This window comes from Reinekea sp. (genome assembly GCF_046710285.1).
Classification (GTDB): Bacteria; Pseudomonadota; Gammaproteobacteria; order Pseudomonadales; family Natronospirillaceae; genus Reinekea.
Genome location: NZ_JBKEGY010000020.1, coordinates 1 through 22948 on the forward strand (window position 1 = coordinate 1; position 22948 = coordinate 22948).

At 44.3% G+C, this 22948-nt stretch carries 20 protein-coding genes and 7 tRNA genes; 3 read left to right on the top strand and 24 right to left on the bottom strand.

The window, feature by feature from the left end; translation table 11 throughout:
• Positions 1-18: 18 nt before the first annotated feature.
• From ACI882_RS13360 to ACI882_RS13420, 13 genes are all read right to left on the bottom strand, one after another.
• Positions 19-94, bottom strand: a tRNA-Val gene (locus tag ACI882_RS13360).
• A gap of 161 nt (positions 95-255) precedes the next feature.
• Positions 256-332 (bottom strand) — tRNA-Asp (locus ACI882_RS13365).
• A 6-nt stretch (positions 333-338) separates the two neighbouring features.
• A tRNA-Val gene (locus ACI882_RS13370) sits at positions 339-414 on the bottom strand.
• A 118-nt stretch (positions 415-532) separates the two neighbouring features.
• Positions 533-1810 (bottom strand): TRAP transporter large permease, encoded by a 1278-nt coding sequence (locus tag ACI882_RS13375; protein ID WP_411746071.1) that lies wholly within the window; start codon positions 1808-1810, stop codon positions 533-535.
• Positions 1807-2280 carry a TRAP transporter small permease gene (locus ACI882_RS13380; protein ID WP_411746072.1) on the bottom strand — a complete coding sequence of 158 codons (474 nt, stop codon included), beginning with the start codon at positions 2278-2280 and terminating at the stop codon, positions 1807-1809. Before ACI882_RS13380 ends, ACI882_RS13375 begins: the two co-directional genes overlap by 4 nt.
• A 2-nt stretch (positions 2281-2282) precedes the next feature.
• A complete protein-coding gene (gene dctP, locus ACI882_RS13385) occupies positions 2283-3275 on the bottom strand; it encodes a TRAP transporter substrate-binding protein DctP (protein WP_411746073.1) in 993 nt (330 codons plus the stop codon).
• 11 nt (positions 3276-3286) lie between these two features.
• Positions 3287-4123, bottom strand: a complete 837-nt coding sequence (locus ACI882_RS13390) for a TRAP transporter TatT component family protein (RefSeq protein ID WP_411746074.1) — start codon at positions 4121-4123, stop codon at positions 3287-3289.
• A gap of 60 nt (positions 4124-4183) precedes the next feature.
• Positions 4184-4681, bottom strand: a complete 498-nt coding sequence (locus ACI882_RS13395; protein WP_411746791.1) for a hypothetical protein — start codon at positions 4679-4681, stop codon at positions 4184-4186.
• Positions 4681-5379, bottom strand: a complete 699-nt coding sequence (locus ACI882_RS13400) for a flagellar motor protein MotB (RefSeq protein WP_411745645.1) — start codon at positions 5377-5379, stop codon at positions 4681-4683. The genes ACI882_RS13395 and ACI882_RS13400 overlap by 1 nt, the downstream gene beginning before the upstream one ends.
• Position 5380: 1 nt before the next feature.
• Positions 5381-6619: a hypothetical protein gene (locus ACI882_RS13405; protein WP_411745644.1), complete on the bottom strand. Its 1239-nt coding sequence runs from the start codon at positions 6617-6619 to the stop codon at positions 5381-5383.
• A gap of 149 nt (positions 6620-6768) precedes the next feature.
• Positions 6769-7899, bottom strand: a complete 1131-nt coding sequence (locus ACI882_RS13410) for a sodium ion-translocating decarboxylase subunit beta (protein WP_411745643.1) — start codon at positions 7897-7899, stop codon at positions 6769-6771.
• An 11-nt stretch (positions 7900-7910) separates the two neighbouring features.
• A complete protein-coding gene (gene oadA / locus ACI882_RS13415) occupies positions 7911-9701 on the bottom strand; it encodes a sodium-extruding oxaloacetate decarboxylase subunit alpha (RefSeq protein WP_411745642.1) in 1791 nt (596 codons plus the stop codon).
• A gap of 59 nt (positions 9702-9760) precedes the next feature.
• Positions 9761-9985: an OadG family protein gene (locus tag ACI882_RS13420; RefSeq protein ID WP_411745641.1), complete on the bottom strand. Its 225-nt coding sequence runs from the start codon at positions 9983-9985 to the stop codon at positions 9761-9763.
• A gap of 301 nt (positions 9986-10286) precedes the next feature.
• On the opposite strand from ACI882_RS13420, the gene ACI882_RS13425 reads away from it, so the two are divergent.
• Entirely contained in the window at positions 10287-11222 is a 936-nt protein-coding gene (locus ACI882_RS13425; protein WP_411745640.1) for a tRNA-dihydrouridine synthase, read from the top strand.
• Between the two features lie 42 nt (positions 11223-11264).
• Here the strand turns inward: ACI882_RS13425 and ACI882_RS13430 are convergent.
• The 10 genes from ACI882_RS13430 to ACI882_RS13475 all read right to left on the bottom strand — a co-directional run bounded on the left by ACI882_RS13430 (position 11265) and on the right by ACI882_RS13475 (position 18396).
• Positions 11265-11341 (bottom strand) — tRNA-Arg (locus tag ACI882_RS13430).
• Between the two features lie 40 nt (positions 11342-11381).
• Positions 11382-11458 (bottom strand) — tRNA-Arg (locus tag ACI882_RS13435).
• A 40-nt stretch (positions 11459-11498) separates the two neighbouring features.
• Positions 11499-11575: transfer RNA gene (locus ACI882_RS13440), tRNA-Arg, on the bottom strand.
• 36 nt (positions 11576-11611) lie between these two features.
• Positions 11612-11701, bottom strand: a tRNA-Ser gene (locus ACI882_RS13445).
• A gap of 116 nt (positions 11702-11817) precedes the next feature.
• On the bottom strand, positions 11818-12009 hold the full coding sequence (gene csrA, locus ACI882_RS13450) for a carbon storage regulator CsrA (RefSeq protein ID WP_411745791.1): 192 nt from the start codon (positions 12007-12009) through the stop codon (positions 11818-11820).
• 180 nt (positions 12010-12189) lie between these two features.
• Positions 12190-13422, bottom strand: a complete 1233-nt coding sequence (locus ACI882_RS13455) for an aspartate kinase (protein ID WP_411745790.1) — start codon at positions 13420-13422, stop codon at positions 12190-12192.
• Positions 13423-13424: 2 nt separating this feature from the next.
• The gene (alaS, locus tag ACI882_RS13460; RefSeq protein ID WP_411745789.1) at positions 13425-16031 is read right to left on the bottom strand and encodes an alanine--tRNA ligase; all 2607 of its coding nucleotides are present in this window, start codon (positions 16029-16031) and stop codon (positions 13425-13427) included.
• Between the two features lie 174 nt (positions 16032-16205).
• Positions 16206-16676, bottom strand: a complete 471-nt coding sequence (locus ACI882_RS13465; protein ID WP_411745788.1) for a regulatory protein RecX — start codon at positions 16674-16676, stop codon at positions 16206-16208.
• 83 nt (positions 16677-16759) lie between these two features.
• Positions 16760-17848 (bottom strand): recombinase RecA, encoded by a 1089-nt coding sequence (recA, locus tag ACI882_RS13470; RefSeq protein ID WP_411748511.1) that lies wholly within the window; start codon positions 17846-17848, stop codon positions 16760-16762.
• 86 nt (positions 17849-17934) lie between these two features.
• Complete coding sequence (locus tag ACI882_RS13475; protein ID WP_411748512.1) at positions 17935-18396, bottom strand: CinA family protein; 462 nt, start codon at positions 18394-18396, stop codon at positions 17935-17937.
• A 381-nt stretch (positions 18397-18777) separates the two neighbouring features.
• Here ACI882_RS13475 and mutS point away from each other — a divergent pair, with 381 nt between their 5' ends.
• On the top strand, positions 18778-21390 hold the full coding sequence (gene mutS, locus ACI882_RS13480) for a DNA mismatch repair protein MutS (protein ID WP_411744658.1): 2613 nt from the start codon (positions 18778-18780) through the stop codon (positions 21388-21390).
• Between the two features lie 132 nt (positions 21391-21522).
• Entirely contained in the window at positions 21523-21846 is a 324-nt protein-coding gene (gene fdxA, locus ACI882_RS13485) for a ferredoxin FdxA (protein WP_411744659.1), read from the top strand.
• Between the two features lie 65 nt (positions 21847-21911).
• Here the strand turns inward: fdxA and rpoS are convergent, their stop codons facing one another.
• A complete protein-coding gene (rpoS, locus tag ACI882_RS13490; protein ID WP_411744660.1) occupies positions 21912-22928 on the bottom strand; it encodes an RNA polymerase sigma factor RpoS in 1017 nt (338 codons plus the stop codon).
• Positions 22929-22948 lie beyond the last annotated feature (20 nt).

A 22948-nucleotide genomic window follows, 5' to 3' on the forward strand; every position in this document is an offset into this window, starting at 1 on the left:
AACTACCGCTCCGCATTATGGTGGGTGTGAACGGGTTCGAACCGCTGACCCTCGCCTTGTAAGGGCGATGCTCTCCCAACTGAGCTACACACCCATAATACTGAATTTAACGTTTTCTAACGTCCTTTTATACTTAGGAGAAGTGGCGGAACGGTCAGACACGATGATCCGGCATTCCGGCTCGCGGCCCTAAGCTATGCTTCGGTCGCGATGTTAAGCTGTCACACTTAACGTTCCTTTTATACTTAGGAAAAGTGGCGGAACGGACGAGACTCGAACTCGCGACCCCCGGCGTGACAGGCCGGTATTCTAACCAACTGAACTACCGCTCCGCATTATGGTGGGTGTGAACGGGTTCGAACCGCTGACCCTCGCCTTGTAAGGGCGATGCTCTCCCAACTGAGCTACACACCCATAATGCACATTTAAAAAACACATAACTTTTCAGTTACTAGCTTCTTCAAAAGTGACGCGCATTTTAGCGATTTCTTCAATGAAGTCAAACATTTAGCGCTCTTTTTAGATAAATAAATTAATCTACTAAAAACAATACCATACTTGGCCAATAGGTAATCAGCAACACAACTGCCATTAAAACGAACATGATCGGTATAGTTGCTGCGTATAGTTCAGTGATTGACTTTTTAAATCGATAACTGGCAATGAACAGATTCATTCCCACTGGCGGCGTAAAATAACCAATCTGCATATTCGCTACAAAGATAATGCCTAGGTGTACTGGATCAATACCGTAATCTATTGCGACTGGCAATATCAATGGAACAATAATAATCAGCGCCGCAAAAATATCTAAAATAGCACCTAACATCAGCAAACCCACATTAAGACAAAGCAAAAACGCCCAACGACTATCAATATTCTCTCGAATAAACACAAAAACCTTTGACGGCACTTCCATATCAACAAGAAAGTTGGTGAACGCTAGCGCCACGCCGAGAATGAGAAGAATTCCACCAACCATTTTCATGGCATTGGCTGCGATAGCAGGCAGGGCCTTTAAAGAGACTTCGCGGTACACAAACACTTCGATAATTAGAACATACAAAGCCGTGATTGCCGCAATATCGGAGACCACTAACCAGCCACTGAGCAAGCCACCTAAAACGATCAACGGTATGGCTATTTCCCACTTTGCGATATTCAGTTGAGTTAGCAAGGTTTTAAACTTAAAAGGCGTCAGAGGAATAGACTGATGACGCTGACTCCACAAGCCATAACCCCACAGCGCTAAAATCATAATAAGTGCAGGAATCAACCCCGCCAGAAACAAGTCTTGAATTTCAACGTTAGCAACATTCATTTGTTGCGCCACGATACCATATAGAATGAGAGGAATTGCAGGAGGTAGTAGCAATCCTAAACTACCCGAGGTTGTAATTAGACCAAGTGAAAACCGTTCGGTGTAACCGGCTTGTTTAAGCGCAGGCAACAACAGCGCGCCAAGAGCAATAATAGTCACACCACTGCCACCGGTTAGCATAGTAAAGAATGCACAAGCCAGTAATGAAATCAGGATCATACCACCAGGTAACCAACCGAATGCAGCCTCTGATAGTGCAACCAAACGGTCAGCGGCTTTGCTTTCACTGAGTAAGTATCCAGCAAAAGCAAATAAAGGCAGTGCCATTAAAAGCGTGTTTTCAGTTAATCGAAATAATTCAATGGGCAAAACCATTAAATCAATATCATTAGCCCAAAAACCAACCGCGGCTCCGCCTAAAATAACGGCAAACAAAGGCGCACCGATTAAAGCGCCGACCAGTATCAAGGTTGTCCATAAGGAAGTCATAGTGCGCCCTCCTTTGGCTTCATCAACAAGCTCGCCGTAAACCGCAATGCCATGATGGTAAAACCAACGGGCATAATCAGCTGAAAGGGCCACGCCGGCAATTCTGAAAAAGTAGTGGTTTCGTACAAGTATTCTTCATATACAAAACGTGTGCTATGAAACGCCATGAGGCCGCATATAACTGCGGAGAACGCCAAAACCAACTTTGTGACCAACCAAAGTTTAACACCTGCTAAATAATGCTTTAAGGCATCTATAGCGATATGCTCGCCTTCTTTGGTCGCCACCATTGCACCCAATATTGCCAACCAAAGTACAAATAATCTATTGAGAGGGTCAATCCAGAACATACTAGTATCGAATACGTTTCTTAATATTATTTGTAAGACCGCTAAAATGATCATACATAACAATACCAGCACTAAAAGGCCCCGTTCAATGCGAGCCCAATGCTCTGCCCATTTACGCATGTTTATCCTTGTGATCTTAAGTCTTGCAGTATGAGTAATACTCGATCATAAAAATCTTGGCTAATTTCACCGGATTCGATCAATTTAGCGGTCGCTTTAGCTGACTCTAATTCAAGCGCTTTACGATCTTCAGGTGAGAGTTCTAAAATCTCAATACCTAGGCTCTGTAATGCATTAAAAGCCTTTTTGTTATCTACACGCGCTATTTGGTCGAGCACTTTGCTCGAAGCGGTTAGCTCTTCTTCAATGATGGCCATATCTTGCTCATCAATACCTCGTAGAGCCTTAGTTGAAACCCCCATAACACCATAGGTATACATGAAGGGTGCGTTGGTCAGATATTTAGTTTTGCTATACCACTGCAGCGTAATTGCGCCCACTGGCGGGGCAACGAAGGCATTAATGGCGCCAGTTTGTAGTGCCGTTAAAACATCACCTATATTCAAAACAATTGGGTTTATACCGAAAGATTTGGCTATTTGCTCTGTAAATGGGTCGTTCGCTGGCAACCAAAGTTTTTGTTGTTTAAGCGCTTCCATAGAGGTTGCAGGCTCAGATGTTAAGCCAAATGCAAAGCCCCCTTCAATAACGCCAAAGGTTTTCCAGCCGTTCTCTGTAAAACCTGCATTTATTTCTTCGTCGATGATGGCGCGCACCGCATCAACTTCTGCAAAGTCACGGAAGAGTAAGGGTGCATTAAGCACTTGCGAGTCTTTATAGACATCTGCAAGGCCGCCACTGTGAATAAATGCACCATGCAATTGGCCAATGCGGACTTTACGTTTAACCGCAACTGCATCGCCCATAACACCTCCAGGATAGAATTTTAGCTTAATTCTGCCTTCAGTCCGCTCTTCAATTCGTTTACCTGATGCACGTAATTCATTTAGAACAGAGTTACCGTCTGGGTATTCTGTTGCGATTTTTAATTCCTGCGCGGCAGCACCTAGGGCTATAAATGCCGTGCAAGTTAAGATTAATAATGACCTAATCATACTCATACCCTTTAAAAATAATCATTTGAGGTTGCTAGCAATGACTGCGCTTGCTGCTGCGCATAAACATTTTGCAGCGTATAACCTTCAATATATGGATCTAGACTTAACGCTTGCTGAAGCAATCGGTCATGCAACTCTTGGTCAAACACAAGACGAGCAAAGTTAGCCGCGTAATAGACGTGAATGATAATGTTTTCATTGTTCCCTGCTAACAGCGCACGCTCATAGTAGGCTTGCGCTACATCAGGCTTACCTCCTAGACTTGGCGGTAAAATACTGTTCATCACCCCCAAATACAGCAAGCCTGTGCCTTTTTCATAATTTTCATCGATACTCACCAATTGTTTCAAGACGGCTTCAGCTTGGCCTAACTGGGCAACCACCAACCAATCATCTGAATTTGCCTGAACATAGGATGCCCATGAGGTTCCAAGTGCGTAGAGGTAAGGTACATCTTTGGCAGATGTCCACTGAGCAATCGTTCGCTCAAATGCATCTCGATCTACAGTTTCCAGGTCGCAGGCTTTTTTATCATGCAGACAAAAGGCTTCAAAAGCATAGTGAAGCGCCTTTTTAGACATGTTCTTTCGACGTTCTTTTTGTTCCTCAGGGATAAACACGCCTGCATAGGAGCCATTTAAGCTCGATGCGGTTAGATGCATCGCTTCACTTTTAGGGTAAGTACTCACTAACGCGTCAACCATCAACAGATAAGCAGGAAGACCATCGTTCACGGTAGCCAAATCATCACTATTTAAGATCGCGCCGGATAAATTAGAAGGTAATTGCGTGGTTGCACATGCGCTGAGTAGCCACACACTGGCGATAATAAAAAACCGGGACATAAATCTCTCTTAATAAAATGGTTATAATGCACAGTATAACGAACTTCTATTACATTTCGATTAACTAATCTGTTTTCGAATATCTCGCTTTTCAGATACTGGATAAGTTGGAAACTGAGCCCAGAATTGGCTCAACTGAAATTCTTCTAATACTTTTAAGCTATATGCCTCTTTCCTAGCTTTTAACGGTTCATAACCCTTGTAGTGCAAGCGTGTTAAACAGTGTTCGCAGACCCGCAATTCAGATGAACCAATAAAATTCGTTGACACTAAATAATCCGTTTGTACAGGAAACTCACTGCAATACGCCACATGAAAGCGGTTATCTTGCATAACAATAACGCGCGAGTTTTTGTATACCAGCGTAAAGTCTAATAGGTGCATGAGTAAAGCACGAGGCAGTGAAACCCCAATTCGCTCTAAGTCTGATCGTTCGTTTCCGGTAAGATGGAACTGTGGGTTAAATATTTCGAAGAAGCCCAGCTCTGTCGCCTGCATTTTTTCGCGCAATGCATTAAAAGGCTCAAACTTGGTGAAATCTTGTAACTCAATAGCCATTATTTCTGACTCTCTAATATCGCTGCGATTCGGCTTTCGGCATCCGTTCTTAAGCGGAATTCAACTCGTCTTGAGCGCTCTCGATCTTCCTCGCCATCTTCTATATAAATGGGCTTAGAAGATGATAGACCATTGGCCGTCATATGGGCTTTCAGCCAGTCTTTTTCGTCTTGTACTTCAGGTATTTCTAACAAAAAACTCAAGGTCGAACGAGTTCGCTCTTGAGATAACCCCATGTTTAAAATATAGGCTTCATCTTCTTCTCGGCCTAACCAACCACTGGAGGTATGGCCTTCGATACGCACTTCAGCAATGTCATCTCGATATTTCAAAGAGGCTATAATTGACAAATATCTCGGAAAAAAATCCTCAAGAATAGTTTGAAACTCTTGCTTTAGATCGTTTTGTCCTTTATCGAAGATTAATTCTGGCCGCCCAAAGCGAATACTTAAATCCTCGTTGATTTCTGCCCCCCATTTGTCTAAATCGGGGGCAAATTCAGTGACCAAATCTTCATAAAGCTGGGTTCTCAATCGATCATAGAGCACGGCAACATCACGTATTTTATTGCGTTCAATTTCTGCGTTTACCATAAATACGATGGCGATTAGCAAAAATACCATCATCAGGCCAGCCATTAAATCACTGACCGACACCCAGTGCTCTTCTTGCTCAATATGCTCTTCAGAATTGAACATGTTACTTCTCGGCCGCGGAGACTAGATCACGTAGTTTATCGGTTAATGGCATATAATCATTAACAAACTTCTCAGACAGTGAGGTGAGCTGATAGCCAAAGCTGGTTAAGGCCTTATTTAATTCTGCTTCCATAGACTGCTCTAGGCGATCAAACTGTGCATTATTTTTATTGAGCAGGTCTTCCAATTGCACACCCATTTTATCTTGTGTCTTGCTGGTGCCTTCTAACAACAGCTGGCTCACTTCTTGAGATGTATCACGAATCCCTGTTGCAGTCGCTTCGAGCAAGGAGCGCATTTGCTCTGTTTGGCCTTTCACTAAGTCCTGCAGGCCTGTTGTGAGCGCTAAAATTCTATTTTCAATTTGGGGCAAACCTTGCTGTGCATCTACGATCAACGACGTGAAGGTGGTTAAATATTCTCTTAAATTCTCACTTTGACTTTGAAGTGCGTTAAGTAGGGTTTCCATGTCTTCTGCGACGGAGGTAAAGGAACTCGTTTGAGATATTAATTTTTCAAACGATTCAGCCGCTGTCTTAGACGATTGAGCATAGCGTTCATTGGCTGACATTAGGTCTTCAAGCTGGCCCTTATAATTTTCCTGCCATTCCATCATTTGGCCAACTGATTCATTTAGGCGTTTAAAATTATCGCCGTACTGGTCTTCTATGCGGGTATTAAACTCACGCATGACGTGTGTAATCGCTTTTTCGAGCGCTTCGCGGTTGGCCTCGGTCATCTTTGATTGATAGCCATTTAGTGTATCGAGCAATGCCTTATGGTGCTCAACAGCCATTGCGGCTTGTTGCTCTCGCCATGCCAGCCAATTATCACTACCATCTTGACTCACCGCGTTGGCAATTTTTTCTAAGTGCCAAGCTAGATCATCCATCGTTGCTGTTTGCTTAGCTTCTCGATGCGCTCTAACTCGCATACTTGCCACGGCATAGCGAAATTTAATGGACAACGCGCCTAATAGACCTGCAATGGAAGTCCAGAAAGCTGTTTTTAGGCCTTCTAGCAGCGCAGGTACACTATTTTCGACCGACTGGGTATCAAACTCATTCAAGCCCAAGGCGACACCTAAGAAAGTACCGAAAATACCAATACTGGTTAGGATTGAAGGTGAGTAGTTTGCCGTATGGGCTGAATAGACGGGGCCATGGAAATAAATTAGTAACGCAGCAATAACTGCGATAATTGCCCATGTCAGCGGTGGGAAAGATTGTAGCAATTCCATTGAAGAACCTAAGTTTTATGAACTAAAGTCAGTATGCCACCGCCATTAACTAAGAACAAAGCTTTGCTCTTTGCTGCTGTGATGTTTTCCGCAAAAAAAAACCGAAACAACGTAGTTTCGGCCTTTAAATTAGGACTTAAAGCTAAGCTTTAACCAAAATAAGACAACATAACCCCTGCAGCAACTGCGGAACCTACAACACCTGCAACGTTCGGACCCATAGCATGCATTAACAAGAAGTTTTGGTTGTTCGCCTGCAAACCGACTTTATTAGATACCCGAGCCGCCATTGGAACCGCCGAAACACCAGCCGAACCAATTAGTGGGTTAATTGGAATCTTAATAAATACGTTCATTAATTTCGCCATCAACACTCCCGTCGCGGTGCCTACACAAAAAGCAACCAACCCTAGTGACAAGATACCTAAGGTTTCTACATTCAAAAAGTAATGAGCACTCATTTTTGAACCTACACCTAAGCCCAGCATAATAGTCACAGTATTCATCAATGCGTTTTGTGCAGTATCACTCAAGCGATCGACAACGCCACTTTCTTTCATAAGGTTACCAAAGCAGAACATACCTAATAGCGGCGCTGCAGATGGCAAGAACATGGCGACCAGAAATAGCACCATTAAAGGGAAGACTATTTTTTCGCGCTTTGAAACTACACGCAACTGAGTCATGGTGATCTTTCGTTCTTTCTCAGTCGTGAGTAACTTCATTATAGGCGGCTGAATCAACGGTACTAGAGCCATGTAGCTATAAGCGGCTACTGCAATAGCCCCTAACAATTCAGGTGCCAACTTGCTCGCTACGAAAATTGATGTTGGACCATCGGCACCGCCAATGATACCGATAGCGGCGGCGTCTTGAAGGCTGAAATTAACCCAACCCATCGACGTCATCCACATAGCACCAATAACCGTTCCAAATATCCCGAACTGCGCTGCCGCTCCCAAAAACAATGTTTTTGGGTTAGCCAGCAATGGCCCGAAATCTGTCATGGCGCCTACGCCCATAAAGATAAGCAAAGGGAATACGCCTGAGGTGATACCAACAGTGGAAATGTAATAGAGCAATCCGCCTGGATCACCCATACCTGCACCGGGAATATTTACTAGTAAGGTACCAAAACCAATTGGCAGTAATAATAGCGGTTCGAATTGTTTATTAATGGCTAGGAATATTAGCACCAAGCCAATCACCATCATCACAAATTGGCCAAATTCTAAGTTTGCCAATCCCGAATCAAGCAGTAACTGCTGAAACTTATCCATCGAGTGGCTCCTTATAGTGTGATCAATGTGTCGCCAACAGAAACCGAATCACCTTCTTTCGCTGTGACCGAGCTCACTGTACCAGCGGATGGCGAGCTGACTTCTGTCTCCATTTTCATGGCTTCTAAAATCATCACTACTTGGCCTTCTTCAACGATATCGCCAGGCTGAACAAGCACCTTGAAGATATTGCCTGCCAACGGTGCTGATACTTCAACACCGGTATTACTTGGCGCTGCCGATGTTGTAACTTCGCCACCCTCGGTAATAGCGGTGTTATAAGTTTTTCCATTTATTGTCACAGCGACTTCACCACTAGCATCAACAGCAGCAACATAGTGCTTGCCATTTACCTCAACGGTGTAAACACCAGCATCTTTACCGCTACCTGCTGAGGCAGATTCAGCTGTCGGTACAGGCTCAAAAGCGTCTGGATTGCCACGATTTTGAAGAAACTTTAAACCAATTTGTGGAAATAGCGCATAAGTTAAAACGTCATCAACGCTTTCAGACGATAAGGAAAAGCCTTTCTCTTTAGATAATGCCGTTAAATCACTCGTCAGCGTTTCTAATTCGTTGTCGATTAGATCTGCTGGACGACAAGTGATTGCTTCAGCCCCATCTAACACGCGCTTTTGCAACTCTGCATCAAATGGCGCAGGTGCCGCACCGTATTCACCCTTAAGAATAGCTTGGGTTTCTTTAGAAATAGACTTATATCGCTCACCCGTCAGTACGTTTAAGACGGCTTGTGTACCTACAATTTGAGAGGTCGGCGTTACTAATGGAATATGCCCAAGATCTTTACGCACTTTAGGTATTTCTGCGATCACTTCATCGAACTTATCGGCAGCACCTTGTTCTTTTAGCTGGCCTTCCATGTTTGTTAACATGCCGCCAGGTACTTGAGCAATTAATATGCGCGAGTCTGTTCCACGTAGCTGCCCTTCGAACTTCGTATACTTTTTACGAACCACACGGAAATAAGAGGCTATTTCTTCGAGCAGGTCTAAATCTAACTCTGGGTCACGTTCAGTACCCTTCAACGCAGCAACAAACGCTTCTGTTGGTGAATGGCCGTAGGTCATCGACATAGACGAGATCGCCGTATCGATATGATCAATACCTGCCTCTACTGCTTTCAACAGAGTCATTGATGACAAGCCAGACGTAGCATGGCAGTGCAACGAAATAGGAATATCTAAACTAGACTTCAACTTGGACACTAATTCATAAGCGTCATAAGGCGCTAAGATGCCCGACATATCTTTTATAGCGATTGAGTCAGCACCCATATCTTCGATCTCTTTAGCAAGAGATAGCCACTTTTCAGTGGTGTGTACTGGACTGGTCGTATAAGAAATTGTTCCTTGTGCATGTGCGCCGTTATCGCGAACCGCTTGCATGGCTCGCTGTAAATTGCGAGGGTCATTCATGGCATCAAAAACGCGGAACACATCTACGCCGTTTTTGACTGCACGCTCAACGAACTTGTCGACTACATCGTCGCCGTAATGGCGATAACCGAGTAAGTTTTGGCCACGTAACAGCATTTGCTGTTTGGTGTTTGGCATAGCCTTTTTTAATTCACGTATCCGATCCCATGGGTCTTCACCTAAGAATCGTATACATGAATCAAAGGTAGCTCCGCCCCAAGACTCTAATGACCAAAAGCCGACTTGATCGAGTTTCTCACAAATCGGCAGCATATCGTCGATACGTAACCGAGTCGCAAACAATGATTGGTGCGCATCTCGCAGCACTACATCAGTAATTTTAATTGGGTTTTTCTTAACTGTCATGGCATCTCGCCCTTCATATTCTATAAGTTTTTTGACTAATTGCTGTGCTTAAACCGCGATTAACGCTGATGCACAAGTTTTACGGCTGCCGCTACTGCAGCAACCTCAGCCATTTCTTCATCGCTGGTTCGATTTTGCGGTCGCGCCGCAATTTCTACTTCAGGGAATCGCATGAGAATTTTTGACATTATCATGATGCCGAGCACCAGCAATGCGAGGAATACAAAGACAGATCCCATCCCCATAATCATGAGGTTGACGCCATCCCACATAATATCGGACATAAGGGTCGATTCCTGTGTGATCTAATTTAACAGTAATATGGTTTGTGCTTTTTTACTTTCAGGTCTATGACTGACCCTTCCTATCACGCTAGAGTACTCAAACAGCATGAAAGGCGCAATAACTTGACCATAACCATTGTTGCAATGATGCATTCCGACAGTTATAACCGTGTTTGATTTTTAACCAACCTTGACCGCCAATTCAAATAATAAATTGCATAGCTTTTGTCTTTATTACTCGAAATAGATAGCCGCTTCCACTACCATGCTCGCCTTATATGTCGGGGCACAGATTAAAGCAATGAATGTTTACTTAGCACCAATGGAAGGCTTGGCTGATGCTTATTTACGAGAAATACTCAGCAAAGCAGCTGGTTATGATTTGATCACTTCAGAATTTGTACGCGTAGTCGATCAATTATTACCTATTCGCACTTATTTAACTCAAGTACCCGAGCTCAACAATCTATCAAATACCAGCAATGGCACGCCCGTGCGCGTGCAATTATTGGGTAACCACCCGGACATGATGGCTCTCAACGCTCAGCGAGCGGCGGAGCTAGGCTCTCACGGCATTGATCTTAACTTTGGTTGCCCCAGCAAGACTGTTAATCGAAGCAAAGGCGGAGCAGTTATGCTCACCGACCCTCAGTCGATTTATAATACAGTCGCGGCGGTCAGGGCTGCTTTACCGAAAGAACAACCTCTTTCGGCTAAGATGCGCCTTGGTTATGAAGATAACTCACTGATGATGGAATGCGCTCATGCCATCGAAGACGGTGGCGCACAAGCTATAACCATTCACGCCCGAACCAAAGTCCAAGGCTACACGCCTCCAGCTTACTGGCACTTAGTTAAGGACATCAGTGACAAACTTAAAATAGATAAGACAATAAATGGCGATATTTGGACACTGGCCGATGCGCAGCAGGCACTTAAAGATTCTGGTTGCGATCATATAATGATTGGCCGAGGCGCCATAAAAAACCCTAAATTAGCCGACAGCATCAAGCTCGACCAAGACAGCACAGCTCAATGGTCTTCTACCGCGCCACTGGTGCAAGAGTTCTGGAATAGTATTACGAAAGAAATGTCGACACGATATTGTGCTGGGCGCTTAAAACAATGGCTGATTTTTTTGAAAGATCTATACCCGGAAGCCGAGATTCTCTTTATAGCGGTAAGAAAACTGACGGAAATAAATGAGATTCAGCCATATATTGATAAGTTGGTATGATCTATTAAATAAAGGGGGGGGTAGCGTAACTAGAAATAAAATTGGTGCGCCCGGCACGATTCGAACGTGCGACCGCCTGGTTCGTAGCCAAGTACTCTATCCAGCTGAGCTACGGGCGCGCAAAGTATTAACACATTTAGACTCTGGTTAATAAGGAGTTGGTGCGCCCGGCACGATTCGAACGTGCGACCGCCTGGTTCGTAGCCAAGTACTCTATCCAGCTGAGCTACGGGCGCGCAAGGTATTAACACGTTTATACTCTGGTTAATAAGGAGTTGGTGCGCCCGGCACGATTCGAACGTGCGACCGCCTGGTTCGTAGCCAAGTACTCTATCCAGCTGAGCTACGGGCGCATACCTTTTTTCCATTGCTATTAACATAAAAGTTAATGGCGGAGAGTGAGGGATTCGAACCCTCGATAAGATTTCTCCTATACGCCCTTAGCAGGGGCGCGCCTTCAGCCACTCGGCCAACTCTCCAAACAACGGCGCGCATATTACCATGTTTTTTCAAAAATAAAAGGAAAAAACTCAATAAAATTAAACAATTAGCGCGTTTTCTCAAAAAGTTAGGTCAGTTAAAATTAAACCAAGAATTAATCTTCTTCTTGTTCCGGAGTGCCTATTTCACGTTGAATTCGTTGATAGATCTCTTCACGGTGCACTGCGACATCTTTTGGTGCGTTTACACCAATACGCACTTGATTCCCTTTTACGCCTAATACGGTAACTGTGACTTCGTCACCAATCATTAGGGTTTCACCGACACGTCGGGTTAAAATTAGCATTCAAAGTCTCCTAAATTTCTGGAATATTCCTGCAATCCAGTCGCCCATCAAAATTTCGGGCAAAAGCACAACAATAGTTACTAGTATTGACCACTTTTCAAAAAAACTAAATTTTTTTTACACATCGGCCGCAGATAATAAGTACACATTCATTCATTGCCTAGAAGTAAAACATATAAATTAGCTTTTTTCTTCTACTGCATCTAAATCAAAAGCCGTATGGAGTGCCCTGACCGCTAATTCCAAGTATTTTTCTTCTATAACGACTGAAACTTTAATTTCAGAGGTCGAAATGAGCTGTATATTGATATTCTCTGAAGCCAAAGCATCGAACATTTGCGAAGCAACGCCCGCGTGAGAGCGCATTCCGACACCTACTATAGAAATTTTTGCTATTTCGCTATTGCCGCGAACTTCCTGCGCACCGAGATCTTCTGCGACAGAATTTAGCACCTTAGATACACGCTGATAATCGTTACGATGTACGGTAAAGGTAAAATCGGTCGCTTTGTCTTCTGCGATGTTCTGTACGATCATATCGACTTCGATATTTGCAGCGCTGACAGGGCCTAGAATCCGGCTTGCTGCCCCTGGTATATCTGGCACGCCAACCAATGTAAATTTGGCCTCATCACGATTGAACGCAATTCCTGAGATTACCGGTTGTTCCATTCTATGCTCACCTTCAAATGTAATAAGGGTGCCTTCACCTTCAACAAAACTTGAAAGCACTCTTAACGGCACATGATATTTACCGGCAAACTCTACGGCTCGTATTTGCAATACTTTGGAGCCTTGGCTTGCCATCTCTAACATTTCTTCAAATGTGATTTGCTCTAAACGCTGAGCCTTTTCAACGACTCTAGGGTCAGTGGTATAAACACCATCAACATCGGTATAAATTTGGCATTCATCCGCTTTAAGTGCCGCTGCTACAGCGACCGCTGAGGTATCTGAACCACCGCGCCCAAGCGTCGTTGTGTTACCAAACTCATCAACACCTTGGAAACCAGCCACCACAACGACTCGGCCTTTTTTAAGATCTTGAGAAATGGCACTGACGTCAATATCTTTAATGCGCGCCTTCATGTGGGCGCTGTCGGTCAAGATACGTATTTGATCGCCTGTATAGCTTCGAGCATCACAACCACGTGCCTGTAGTGCCATTGTGAGTAAAGCGATTGTTACTTGCTCGCCTGTAGACACCAGCACATCCATTTCACGTGGGCTTGGATCATCGGTAATTTGTTTTGCTAAGCCGATTAACCGATTCGTTTCTCCGCTCATCGCTGAAACGACAACAACGATATCGTGACCCTGGTCTTTAAATGACTTAATTTTGTCAGCTATCGCTTCGATTCTTTCAGGCGTCGCGACCGATGTCCCACCAAACTTTTGAACGTAGAGTGCCATAATTAGGCACCCAACTTCTGAGATACCCAGCTAACAACAGTTGCTAATGCTTCATCGAGTTTAGCACTATCGCCTCCGCCAGCCATTGCCATATCTGGCTTACCGCCGCCTTTAGCGCCAATGTGCGCGCCGACCGCGTTAACCAAATCACCGGCTTTTACTTGGCCGATGTTGTCTTTAGTTACGCCTGCCGCTAGCTGTACTTTATTGTCATTGACCGCAGCTAAAACGATGACGGCTGACGATAGCTTGTCTTTCATTTGATCCATTGTTGCGCGCAACGCTTTAGCATCTGCACCATCAAGACGAGCGGCCAATACCTTAACACCTTGAACATCTACCGCTTGGGATGTTAAATCACCCGCTGCAGCGGAGGCCATCTTGGCTTTTAATTGCTCAATCGTTTTTTCTAAGTCTTTAATCTGAGCTTGCCCCGCCTGTACTTTAGTAGGCAGTTGATCTGTTGAACACTTATAAACTGATCGTAACTGAGACAACATATCGTCCGTTGCATGAAGCTGAGCTATCGCATAAGGACCCACTACGGCCTCTATACGACGGACACCCGCTGCAATTCCAGATTCAGCAGTAATACGAAGCAAACCAATATCGCCTGTTCGTTCGACGTGGGTTCCACCGCAAAGTTCTTTCGAGAAACCATCGGTGCCCATGGACAAAACACGTACTTCATCATCGTACTTTTCACCAAACAGAGCCATCGCTCCGGCAGTGCGAGCTGCGTCAATATCCATTAGTTCAGTTACAACAGGCGCGTTCGCTTGAACTTGCTCATTCACTAGTTGTTCAATTTTTCTTAGCTCAACTGGCGTGACCGATTCAAGATGAGAAAAGTCAAAGCGCAATTTATCGAAGGCAACCATAGAACCACGCTGCTGAACATGATCACCTAGCACTTCTCTCAGAGCGGCATGTAGTAAATGCGTTGCACTGTGGTGGCGCGCTGTATTTAAACGCTCTTCACGCTTAACGGTAGCTGTTAGTTCTGCGCCGACTGAGACACTGCCTGAGCTCACTTCGACGGTATGTAAGTGATGGCCTTGTAATTTGGTGCAATCGGACACCTCCATAACTACACCATTGGCTGTGAGCGACCCCATATCACCCGATTGCCCACCTGATTCTGCATAGAAAGGCGTCTTATCAAGAATAACCGTGCCTTGCTCACCCGCAGACAGAGTACTTACTGATTCTTGGCCTTTTAATAACTTTATAACTTTTGCGGTTGATACAAGCGAGTCATAGCCTAAAAACTCAGTTGATCCATCTAGATTCAAATCAACGTCACGGTCCATTTTGAATTTACTGGCCGACTTAGACTGCTTTCGTTGCTCAGCCATCGAAGATTCAAAGCCTTCTAAATCAATAGTAAAGCCCTTTTCACGTGCTACATCGGCTGTTAAATCTGCAGGGAAGCCGAAGGTATCGTAAAGTTTAAAGACCAATTCACCCGGTATAACTTTAGAGGTTAGTTCACTAATACCTGCTTCTAGAATAGACATGCCGTTTTCAAGTGTACGAGCGAACTGCTCTTCTTCTATTTTCAATACTTTTTTAATATGATCCGCTTGCTTAGCTAAATCTGGGTAGGCTTCACCCATTTCAAGAATAAGATCGTCTATTAACTGATAGAAGAATATATTTTTACAACCTAATTGATAACCGTGGCGAATAGCGCGACGAATAATACGGCGTAACACATAACCACGCCCTTCATTAGAGGGTACGATACCATCAACAATTAAGAACCCTGCTGAACGAATATGGTCAGCGATAACACGTAACGAGCGATTTTCGATATCAGTACAACCTGTTTCACGCATCGCTGCCTTAATGAGGTTTTGAAATATATCGATTTCGTAGTTGCTGTGAACACCTTGTAGAATCGCAGCTAGTCGCTCTAACCCTAAGCCCGTATCAATTGATGGTTTAGGAAGTGGCACTCTAGTTCCGTTTTCTAACGTATCGAACTGCATGAAAACCAAGTTCCAAATTTCGATATAGCGATCTAAATCATCATCAGGTGAGCCCGGTGGACCACCTGGAACATCATCACCATGATCGTAAAAGATTTCCGAACTAGGTCCACAAGGACCAGTGTCACCCATCATCCAGAAATTATCTTTATCACCTAATCGAGATAGTCGATTTGGATCTACACCAATTTTCTCTACCCAAATCTCTTCTGCTTCATCATCGTCTTTGTAGACGGTTACCCATAGTTTTTCTTTCGGTAGACCTAATTCTTCAGTTAAGAAAGTCCACGCAAACCGTATAGCGTCTTCTTTAAAATAATCGCCAAAACTAAAGTTTCCAAGCATTTCAAAAAAAGTATGGTGTCTGGCTGTATATCCGACGTTTTCTAAGTCGTTATGCTTTCCGCCGGCACGAACACATCTTTGCGCTGTTGTTGCTCGAGAGTAATCACGTTTCTCATTACCAAGGAACACATCTTTAAATTGGTTCATCCCGGCATTAGTAAACAACAACGTAGGGTCATCATGAGGAACTAAAGACCCCCCTGAAACAATTTTATGTTGGTGTGATTCAAAATATTTTAAAAAGCGACTGCGGATTTCTGCGGTTTTCATGGGAAATGCGTTCTCAATATTAGTTTCAGTAATAAAAGACCGCTAATAGTACACAGAAGCTATGCCATAGGAAACAGTGAATAACGCGGTATAGCCCGAACAACGGGCAGCTTAGAGAGGAAATTTGTTACTATTGAGAGAAGAAGGAACCTATTACCAGCAAGTAGGGGCGGCCTATTCGGTTGAATCGTGTCCTTCTGTTAGATTTGTATATTTTTGAGCAAGTTCATCATATGCGTATTGAATCATATCTCCACTGAAGCCACGATAGCTCAAAAAACGATATATTTTACCTTTATCTTCGTAGGTAGCACCCGACGGATATCGCCTTGCGACTGCATCGTAAGCGAGCTGATACCAATCTTGTTCGACTTGACTTAGTAGTGCTTCGATACGGTCGGCAACACCTTTTTGCCGGGATTCATATTGAATCCGCTTTGGACCTCGATACTTTGCTATTTGGCCGTTAAACCAGATTTGAGCGTAGCGTTCATCACTTTGCAGTCCACGCTCTTGCAAACGCAGAATTACATCATCAATCTCATCTAGCTGCTCAGGAAATCGCGTTTGCAATTTTGTAAACAGTTCTGATTGGGAGTGTTCACGTCGAGCTAAGATATTTAAAGATGTATTCCAAATACTCACTTTAGCACCTAGTTGCTATCGCGCCTTACTTTAGCAGTAAGGCGAAGAAAGATTGTCATCCCTGACTCAGGTATTCCAAAAAGTTACTGCGCTGCATCTTCTTTTGCTTTCGCTTTAGATTTTGCTGCTTTTGGCTCAGCTGCTTTCGCGTCTATTGCCTTGGCATCGCCTTTATCGTCTTCAACTTTATTCGAGTACTTAGCCCGAATAGCGGTTTCAATTTCATTGGCAATATCCATATTTTCTTCAAGGAATCTGGCAGAGTTTGCTTTACCCTGACCAATTTTATTGCCTTTATAGCTATACCAAGCACCGGCTTTTTCAACAAGACCAATTTTCACACCTAAATCAATGACCTCGCCCATATGGTAAATCCCCTTACCATACATAATTTGAAATTCAGCTTGCTTAAACGGCGGAGATACCTTGTTTTTTACTACTTTTACGCGTGTTTCAGAGCCAATGACTTCATCACCGTCTTTTACGGTACCTGTACGGCGTATATCTAAACGAACTGATGAATAGAATTTAAGTGCGTTACCGCCACTGGTTGTTTCTGGATTGCCGAACATCACACCAATTTTCATGCGGATTTGGTTAATGAAGATGACCAAGCAGTTAGCTGTTTTGATGTTACCGGTAATTTTACGCAACGCTTGCGACATTAAGCGAGCCTGCAAACCTACGTGGTGATCACCCATTTCGCCTTCAATTTCTGCTTTAGGGACTAAGGCAGCTACAGAGTCGACTACAATGACGTCTACCGCATTTGAACGTACCAACATGTCGGTAATTTCTAGTGCTTGCTCACCTGTATCGGGCTGTGACACCAATAAATCATCTACATTTACCCCAAGCTTTTTGGCATAAGAAGGGTCAAGTGCGTGCTCTGCGTCAACAAAAGCACAGGTACCGCCTGCTTTTTGCGCTTCGGCGATAACTTGAAGCGTTAGCGTCGTTTTACCAGAAGATTCAGGGCCATAGATTTCTACAACACGACCCTTTGGCAAACCACCTATGCCTAAGGCAATGTCAAGACCTAACGAGCCAGTTGAAATGGCTGGCATTACCACATCTTGCTGGTCGCCCATGCGCATAACAGAACCCTTACCGAATTGACGCTCAATTTGAGATAAGGCGGCCGATAGTGCTTTTTCTTTGTTGGTTTCCATGGTTTTTTGTATCCTGGTCAAGTGCTGTATGAATAAACAGTATTTTTACATGTTTGGATTTTAGATGACAAGCTTTAATTTGTTTTTTATCGCAAATAAAGCGTAAGTTGCTCTAATGCATAACGACAAGTTTGGGCTCTAACCGCCTCCCTATCGCCTTCAAAGCAGCGTTTGAAAGTGTAAACTTTATTTTTAGACGCTAGCCCAAACCAAACTGTGCCGACTGGTTTTTCTACACTACCGCCTCCTGGGCCCGCCACACCGGTCACCGATATTGCCCAATCCGCAGAAGAATTAAATAACCCTTGCTCAGCCATCGCTGCAGCCACTTCCGAACTGACTGCACCATGTTGCTCAATTAACTGCGCCGGAACCCCAAGGTTAACTTTCATTTCATTAGAATAAGTCACCCAACCACCTTGAAACCACACCGAGCTACCCGACAAAGACGTACAGTGCGCCGCGATCCCGCCGCCAGTGCAAGATTCAACCGTAACCAACGTTTCTTTTTTCTGCTCAAGCAGCTGCGCTACCAAATTCAAAATCATGGCTTCACCTTAACTAAAACACCTAAAGTTTAGACTTGAGTTTAACACCGAGTGCGCTGGAACGGCTAACGATTGGCTTGTGGCGATACCCGCTAGGGTGGTGGGGTTGGTTTGAGCGGCCGCTTCAAGCGCCTCCATGCGCCGCTAAACTTCGGCATCCATGCCTCAGATAACCGCTCAAACCAACCCCACCCCCCTAGCTAACCCCGTTCCGAGCTGTCTTTTACCCGCAGCCCGCAGCCCTAAACCGCCCTCCCCCATAGTGGTTTATCCTGAGGTTTGCTATTCTGTGCGCCGTTTTGATGCTGCCATTTTGTTATTGGGTTCGGCAGCTTTGAAGACGGCCAACTATTCACCATTTTTTATTTAGAAGCATTGATTATGACTAAAGCAAACAGCACCAAAAACACTAAGAAGGATAGTTCTGCGCACACGCCAATGATGCAGCAGTTCTTTCGCTTGAAAAAAGACCACCCAAACGATTTGTTATTTTATCGAATGGGCGATTTCTATGAGTTGTTTTTTGATGATGCTAAAAATGCTGCGCGTTTGCTTGATATTACATTGACCAGTCGTGGGCAAAGCGGTGGTCAGCCAATTCCGATGGCAGGCATTCCGTATCATGCGGCTGAAAACTACATTGCTCGGTTAGTACAAGGCGGTCATACCGTTGCGGTTTGTGAACAAATTGGTGACCCTGCAACATCAAAAGGCCCTGTTGAACGTAAGGTTGTTCGTGTTTTAACGCCGGGAACCTTAAGTGATGAGGCTTATCTGCAAGATCGGCAAGAAAACCTACTCGGTTGTGCGTTTCTTTACGATGAAACTTGGGGACTGGCAACCTTAGACATGGCTGGCGGTCGTTTCGCGGTTCAGGAGCTACCTGATTCAACTAGTTTAGAGGCCGAGCTTGAGCGCCTTAAAATTCGCGAGCTATTACACCCTGAAGATGTTGAGTTACCTTCGGTAGGCGCTGAAAGCGCATTGCGAGCTCAACCCATTTGGCAGTTTGACTACGATACCAGTGTTGATGCATTAACGACTCAGTTCAAAACAAAAGACCTCTCCGGTTTTGGTATCGAGAGCATGCATACCGCTATTCGTGCAGCGGGTTGCCTTATTCAATACGCGAAAGAAACCCAGCGTGGCGACTTGCCTCATATTCGAGCCATTACCGCGGAGCGCCATGAAGACAGTGTGTTATTAGATGGTGCTACACGACGAAATTTAGAAATAGATATCAATATTCGCGGCGAAGAAGGCAACACTCTTTATTCTCTAATGGATTGCAGTTCTACCGCAATGGGTAGTCGAGCACTGCGGCGCTGGCTTAACCGCCCTCTTCGAGATCAACATATTTTAAAACAGCGCCAGCAAGCCATTGCTGCGCTACTAAATAATTTTCACTATGAGGCTTTTGAGCAAATGCTTAAGCCCATTGGTGATGTTGAGCGTGTTTTAACACGTATTGCATTGGGCTCCGCCCGACCTCGTGATTTAATTCGGCTTCGAGAAGCCTTGATCGCGGTCCCCCAGTTGCAAGCACTTTTAGCGCAAATAGATTCTCCATTGCTGTCTGATCTTGCCGAACAGTTAACCGCAGATGAGCGCTGGGTAGAAGAGCTTCAATGCGCGATCATTGATAACCCACCAGTCATTATTCGTGAAGGTGGCGTAATTGCCGACGGTTATGATGCTGAATTAGATGAACTTCGAAACCTTGATTCAAATGCGACTGAGTTTTTAACTCGCTTAGAAACCGAAGAAAAACAGCGTACGGGCTTGGCATCGCTCAAGGTTGGCTACAACCGTGTGCATGGTTATTACATTGAAATCAGTAAGTCTCAATCTGCGAATGCGCCGGTTGAATATGTGCGACGACAAACGCTGAAAAACGCTGAACGTTTTATTATCCCAGAGCTTAAAGCCTTCGAAGATAAAGCGCTAAGTGCGAAGAGTCGTGCGTTAAGCAAAGAAAAAGCGCTTTATGAATCTTTGGTGCAACGTCTAGGAGAAGACATTGATGTGTTACAGAGCACTTGCAATGCCATTATTGAGCTTGATGTTTTATCTTGTTTAGCTCATTGCGCTGATCAATTAAACTGGGTAGCGCCTAACTTAGTTGAACAAGCAGGTATTAACATCTGTGCCGGGCGTCATCCAGTTATTGAAGCCCTTTCAACCGTTCCTTTTGTGCCTAATGATACTTTGCTAAACGCGAGTTCTTGCTTGCAAATTATCACCGGGCCTAACATGGGTGGTAAATCGACATACATGCGCCAAGTGGCGCTAATTACATTGCTCGCCTGTATTGGCAGTTATGTTCCTGCAGAAAAAGCGACTATTGGCGCAATTGATCGAATCTTTACGCGTATGGGCTCTTCAGATGACGTTGCTGGCGGTCGCTCTACCTTTATGGTCGAAATGACTGAAACGGCAAACATTTTACATAATGCGACTCAAAACAGCTTAGTCATTATGGATGAAGTAGGTCGTGGTACCAGTACCTTTGATGGCCTTTCATTAGCTTGGTCGACAGCTCAACAGCTCGTTGCCGATGTTAAAGCACTCACTTTATTCGCCACACACTACTTTGAAATGACGGCACTTGCCGAACAAACACCTGAGGTAGCCAACGTGCATTTAGATGCGACTGAACACGATGATCGTTTAGTGTTTTTACACAGGGTTCAACCTGGGCCTGCAAGCCAAAGTTACGGTATTCAGGTCGCTAGGCTCGCCGGTGTGCCAGAAATTGTAATTCGCAATGCCAAGCACAAGTTGCAAGAGCTAGAAGCAATCAGCTTAGGTGGTGAAGTCTCTATGCAACCTGCAAAACATAATACACAGGTAGTGAATGAGGCACCTCAGCAAGCAGATTTGTTCGCAGTTTCTCAACACCCATTAGTAGATGCATTGCAGTCTTTAGATTTAGATAATTTCACGGCAAAACAAGCTCTAGACTGGCTTTATGATAGTAAAAAGCGACTATAGTCATTAAAATATACTTTGATATGCTATTTAGAAATATCGTTGCGCTATAATTGAATCAATATCATCTTGAGACTCAGCGGTTTGGGCACTAGAATACGCTCATCGTCTAATTATTAACTAAAGAGAATTTTCATGGCCTTTGTTGTCTTAGAGAACTGCATTAAGTGTAAATACACCGACTGCGTAGAAGTCTGTCCAGTTGACTGTTTCTATGAAGGCCCTAATTTTTTGGTCATTCACCCTGATGAATGTATCGACTGTGCGTTATGTGAGCCTGAATGCCCTGCAGAAGCTATTTTATCGGAAGACGAAGTCCCTGCCGATCAAATTGATTTTATCGAGCTTAATGCTGAGCTAGCTGAAGTATGGCCTAACATTACCGAACAGAAAGATGCTTGCCCTGATGCAGATGAGCAGAACGGTGTGCCTGGTAAGCGTGAATTCTTAGAACGCTAATTTTTGAATGGCATAAAAAAACCGGCTGAGGCCGGTATTTTTATGCCTAAAGGTTAATTCAGTCTCTATGCACCAAACAGTGCGGTTGCTGACAATCCCTGCTTCTCCATAATATCGCGTAATCTGCGCAGCGATTCCACTTGAATCTGCCGAACTCGCTCACGAGTTAAGCCAATCTCTCGACCAACGTCTTCTAAAGTAGAAGTTTCGTGTCCGCGTAGACCAAATCGACGTGCAACAACTTCTCTTTGCTTCTCTGACAATTCATCTAACCAGCGATCAATAGACTGTTTTAAATCTTGCTCTTGCAGCTCATCAGATGGGTCATTTGCGTGATCATCAGCAATGGTGTCCAATAAACTTTTTTCAGAGCTCGGACCAACCGGAGTGTCAATTGAGGTGACACGCTCGTTAAGTGCCAACATTTTCTTAACATCTGCAACCGGTTTGTCGAGCAGCACTGCAATATCTTCTGGCGTAGGTTCGTGGTCAAGCTTTTGAGTCAACTCACGAGCCGCACGTAAATATACGTTTAATTCTTTAACGACATGAATCGGTAAACGAATTGTGCGAGTTTGATTCATTATTGCACGCTCAATGGTTTGACGAATCCACCAAGTCGCATAGGTTGAAAAACGGAAACCTCGTTCGGGATCGAATTTTTCAACCGCACGAATTAAGCCCAAGTTGCCCTCTTCAATTAAATCTAGGAGCGTTAAGCCGCGATTCAAATAGCGACGAGCTATTTTAACCACCAGCCTTAGGTTACTTTCGATCATTCGCTTTCGACCAGACGGTTCACCTTTACGAGCTAGGCGCGCAAAATATACTTCTTCATCTGGACTTAGCAGCGGAGAAAAGCCAATTTCATTTAAATAAAGCTGAGTCGCATCTAACGATCGCTGAATAGATCCATTGGCATTGAGTGCTTCCTGAAATTCACCGTCATTTTCTGTTTCATCGAATTGAGCTGATTCAGCTTCCGTATTGAAGGCTGATAGCTCGGGAGCACTAATTAGGTTAGTGAAACTCTTCATATTTTCTTCTGCAATAGCAGACTTATTGTCCCTGAGTTCTGTCATAGTCTTTCACCTGTGCTTCT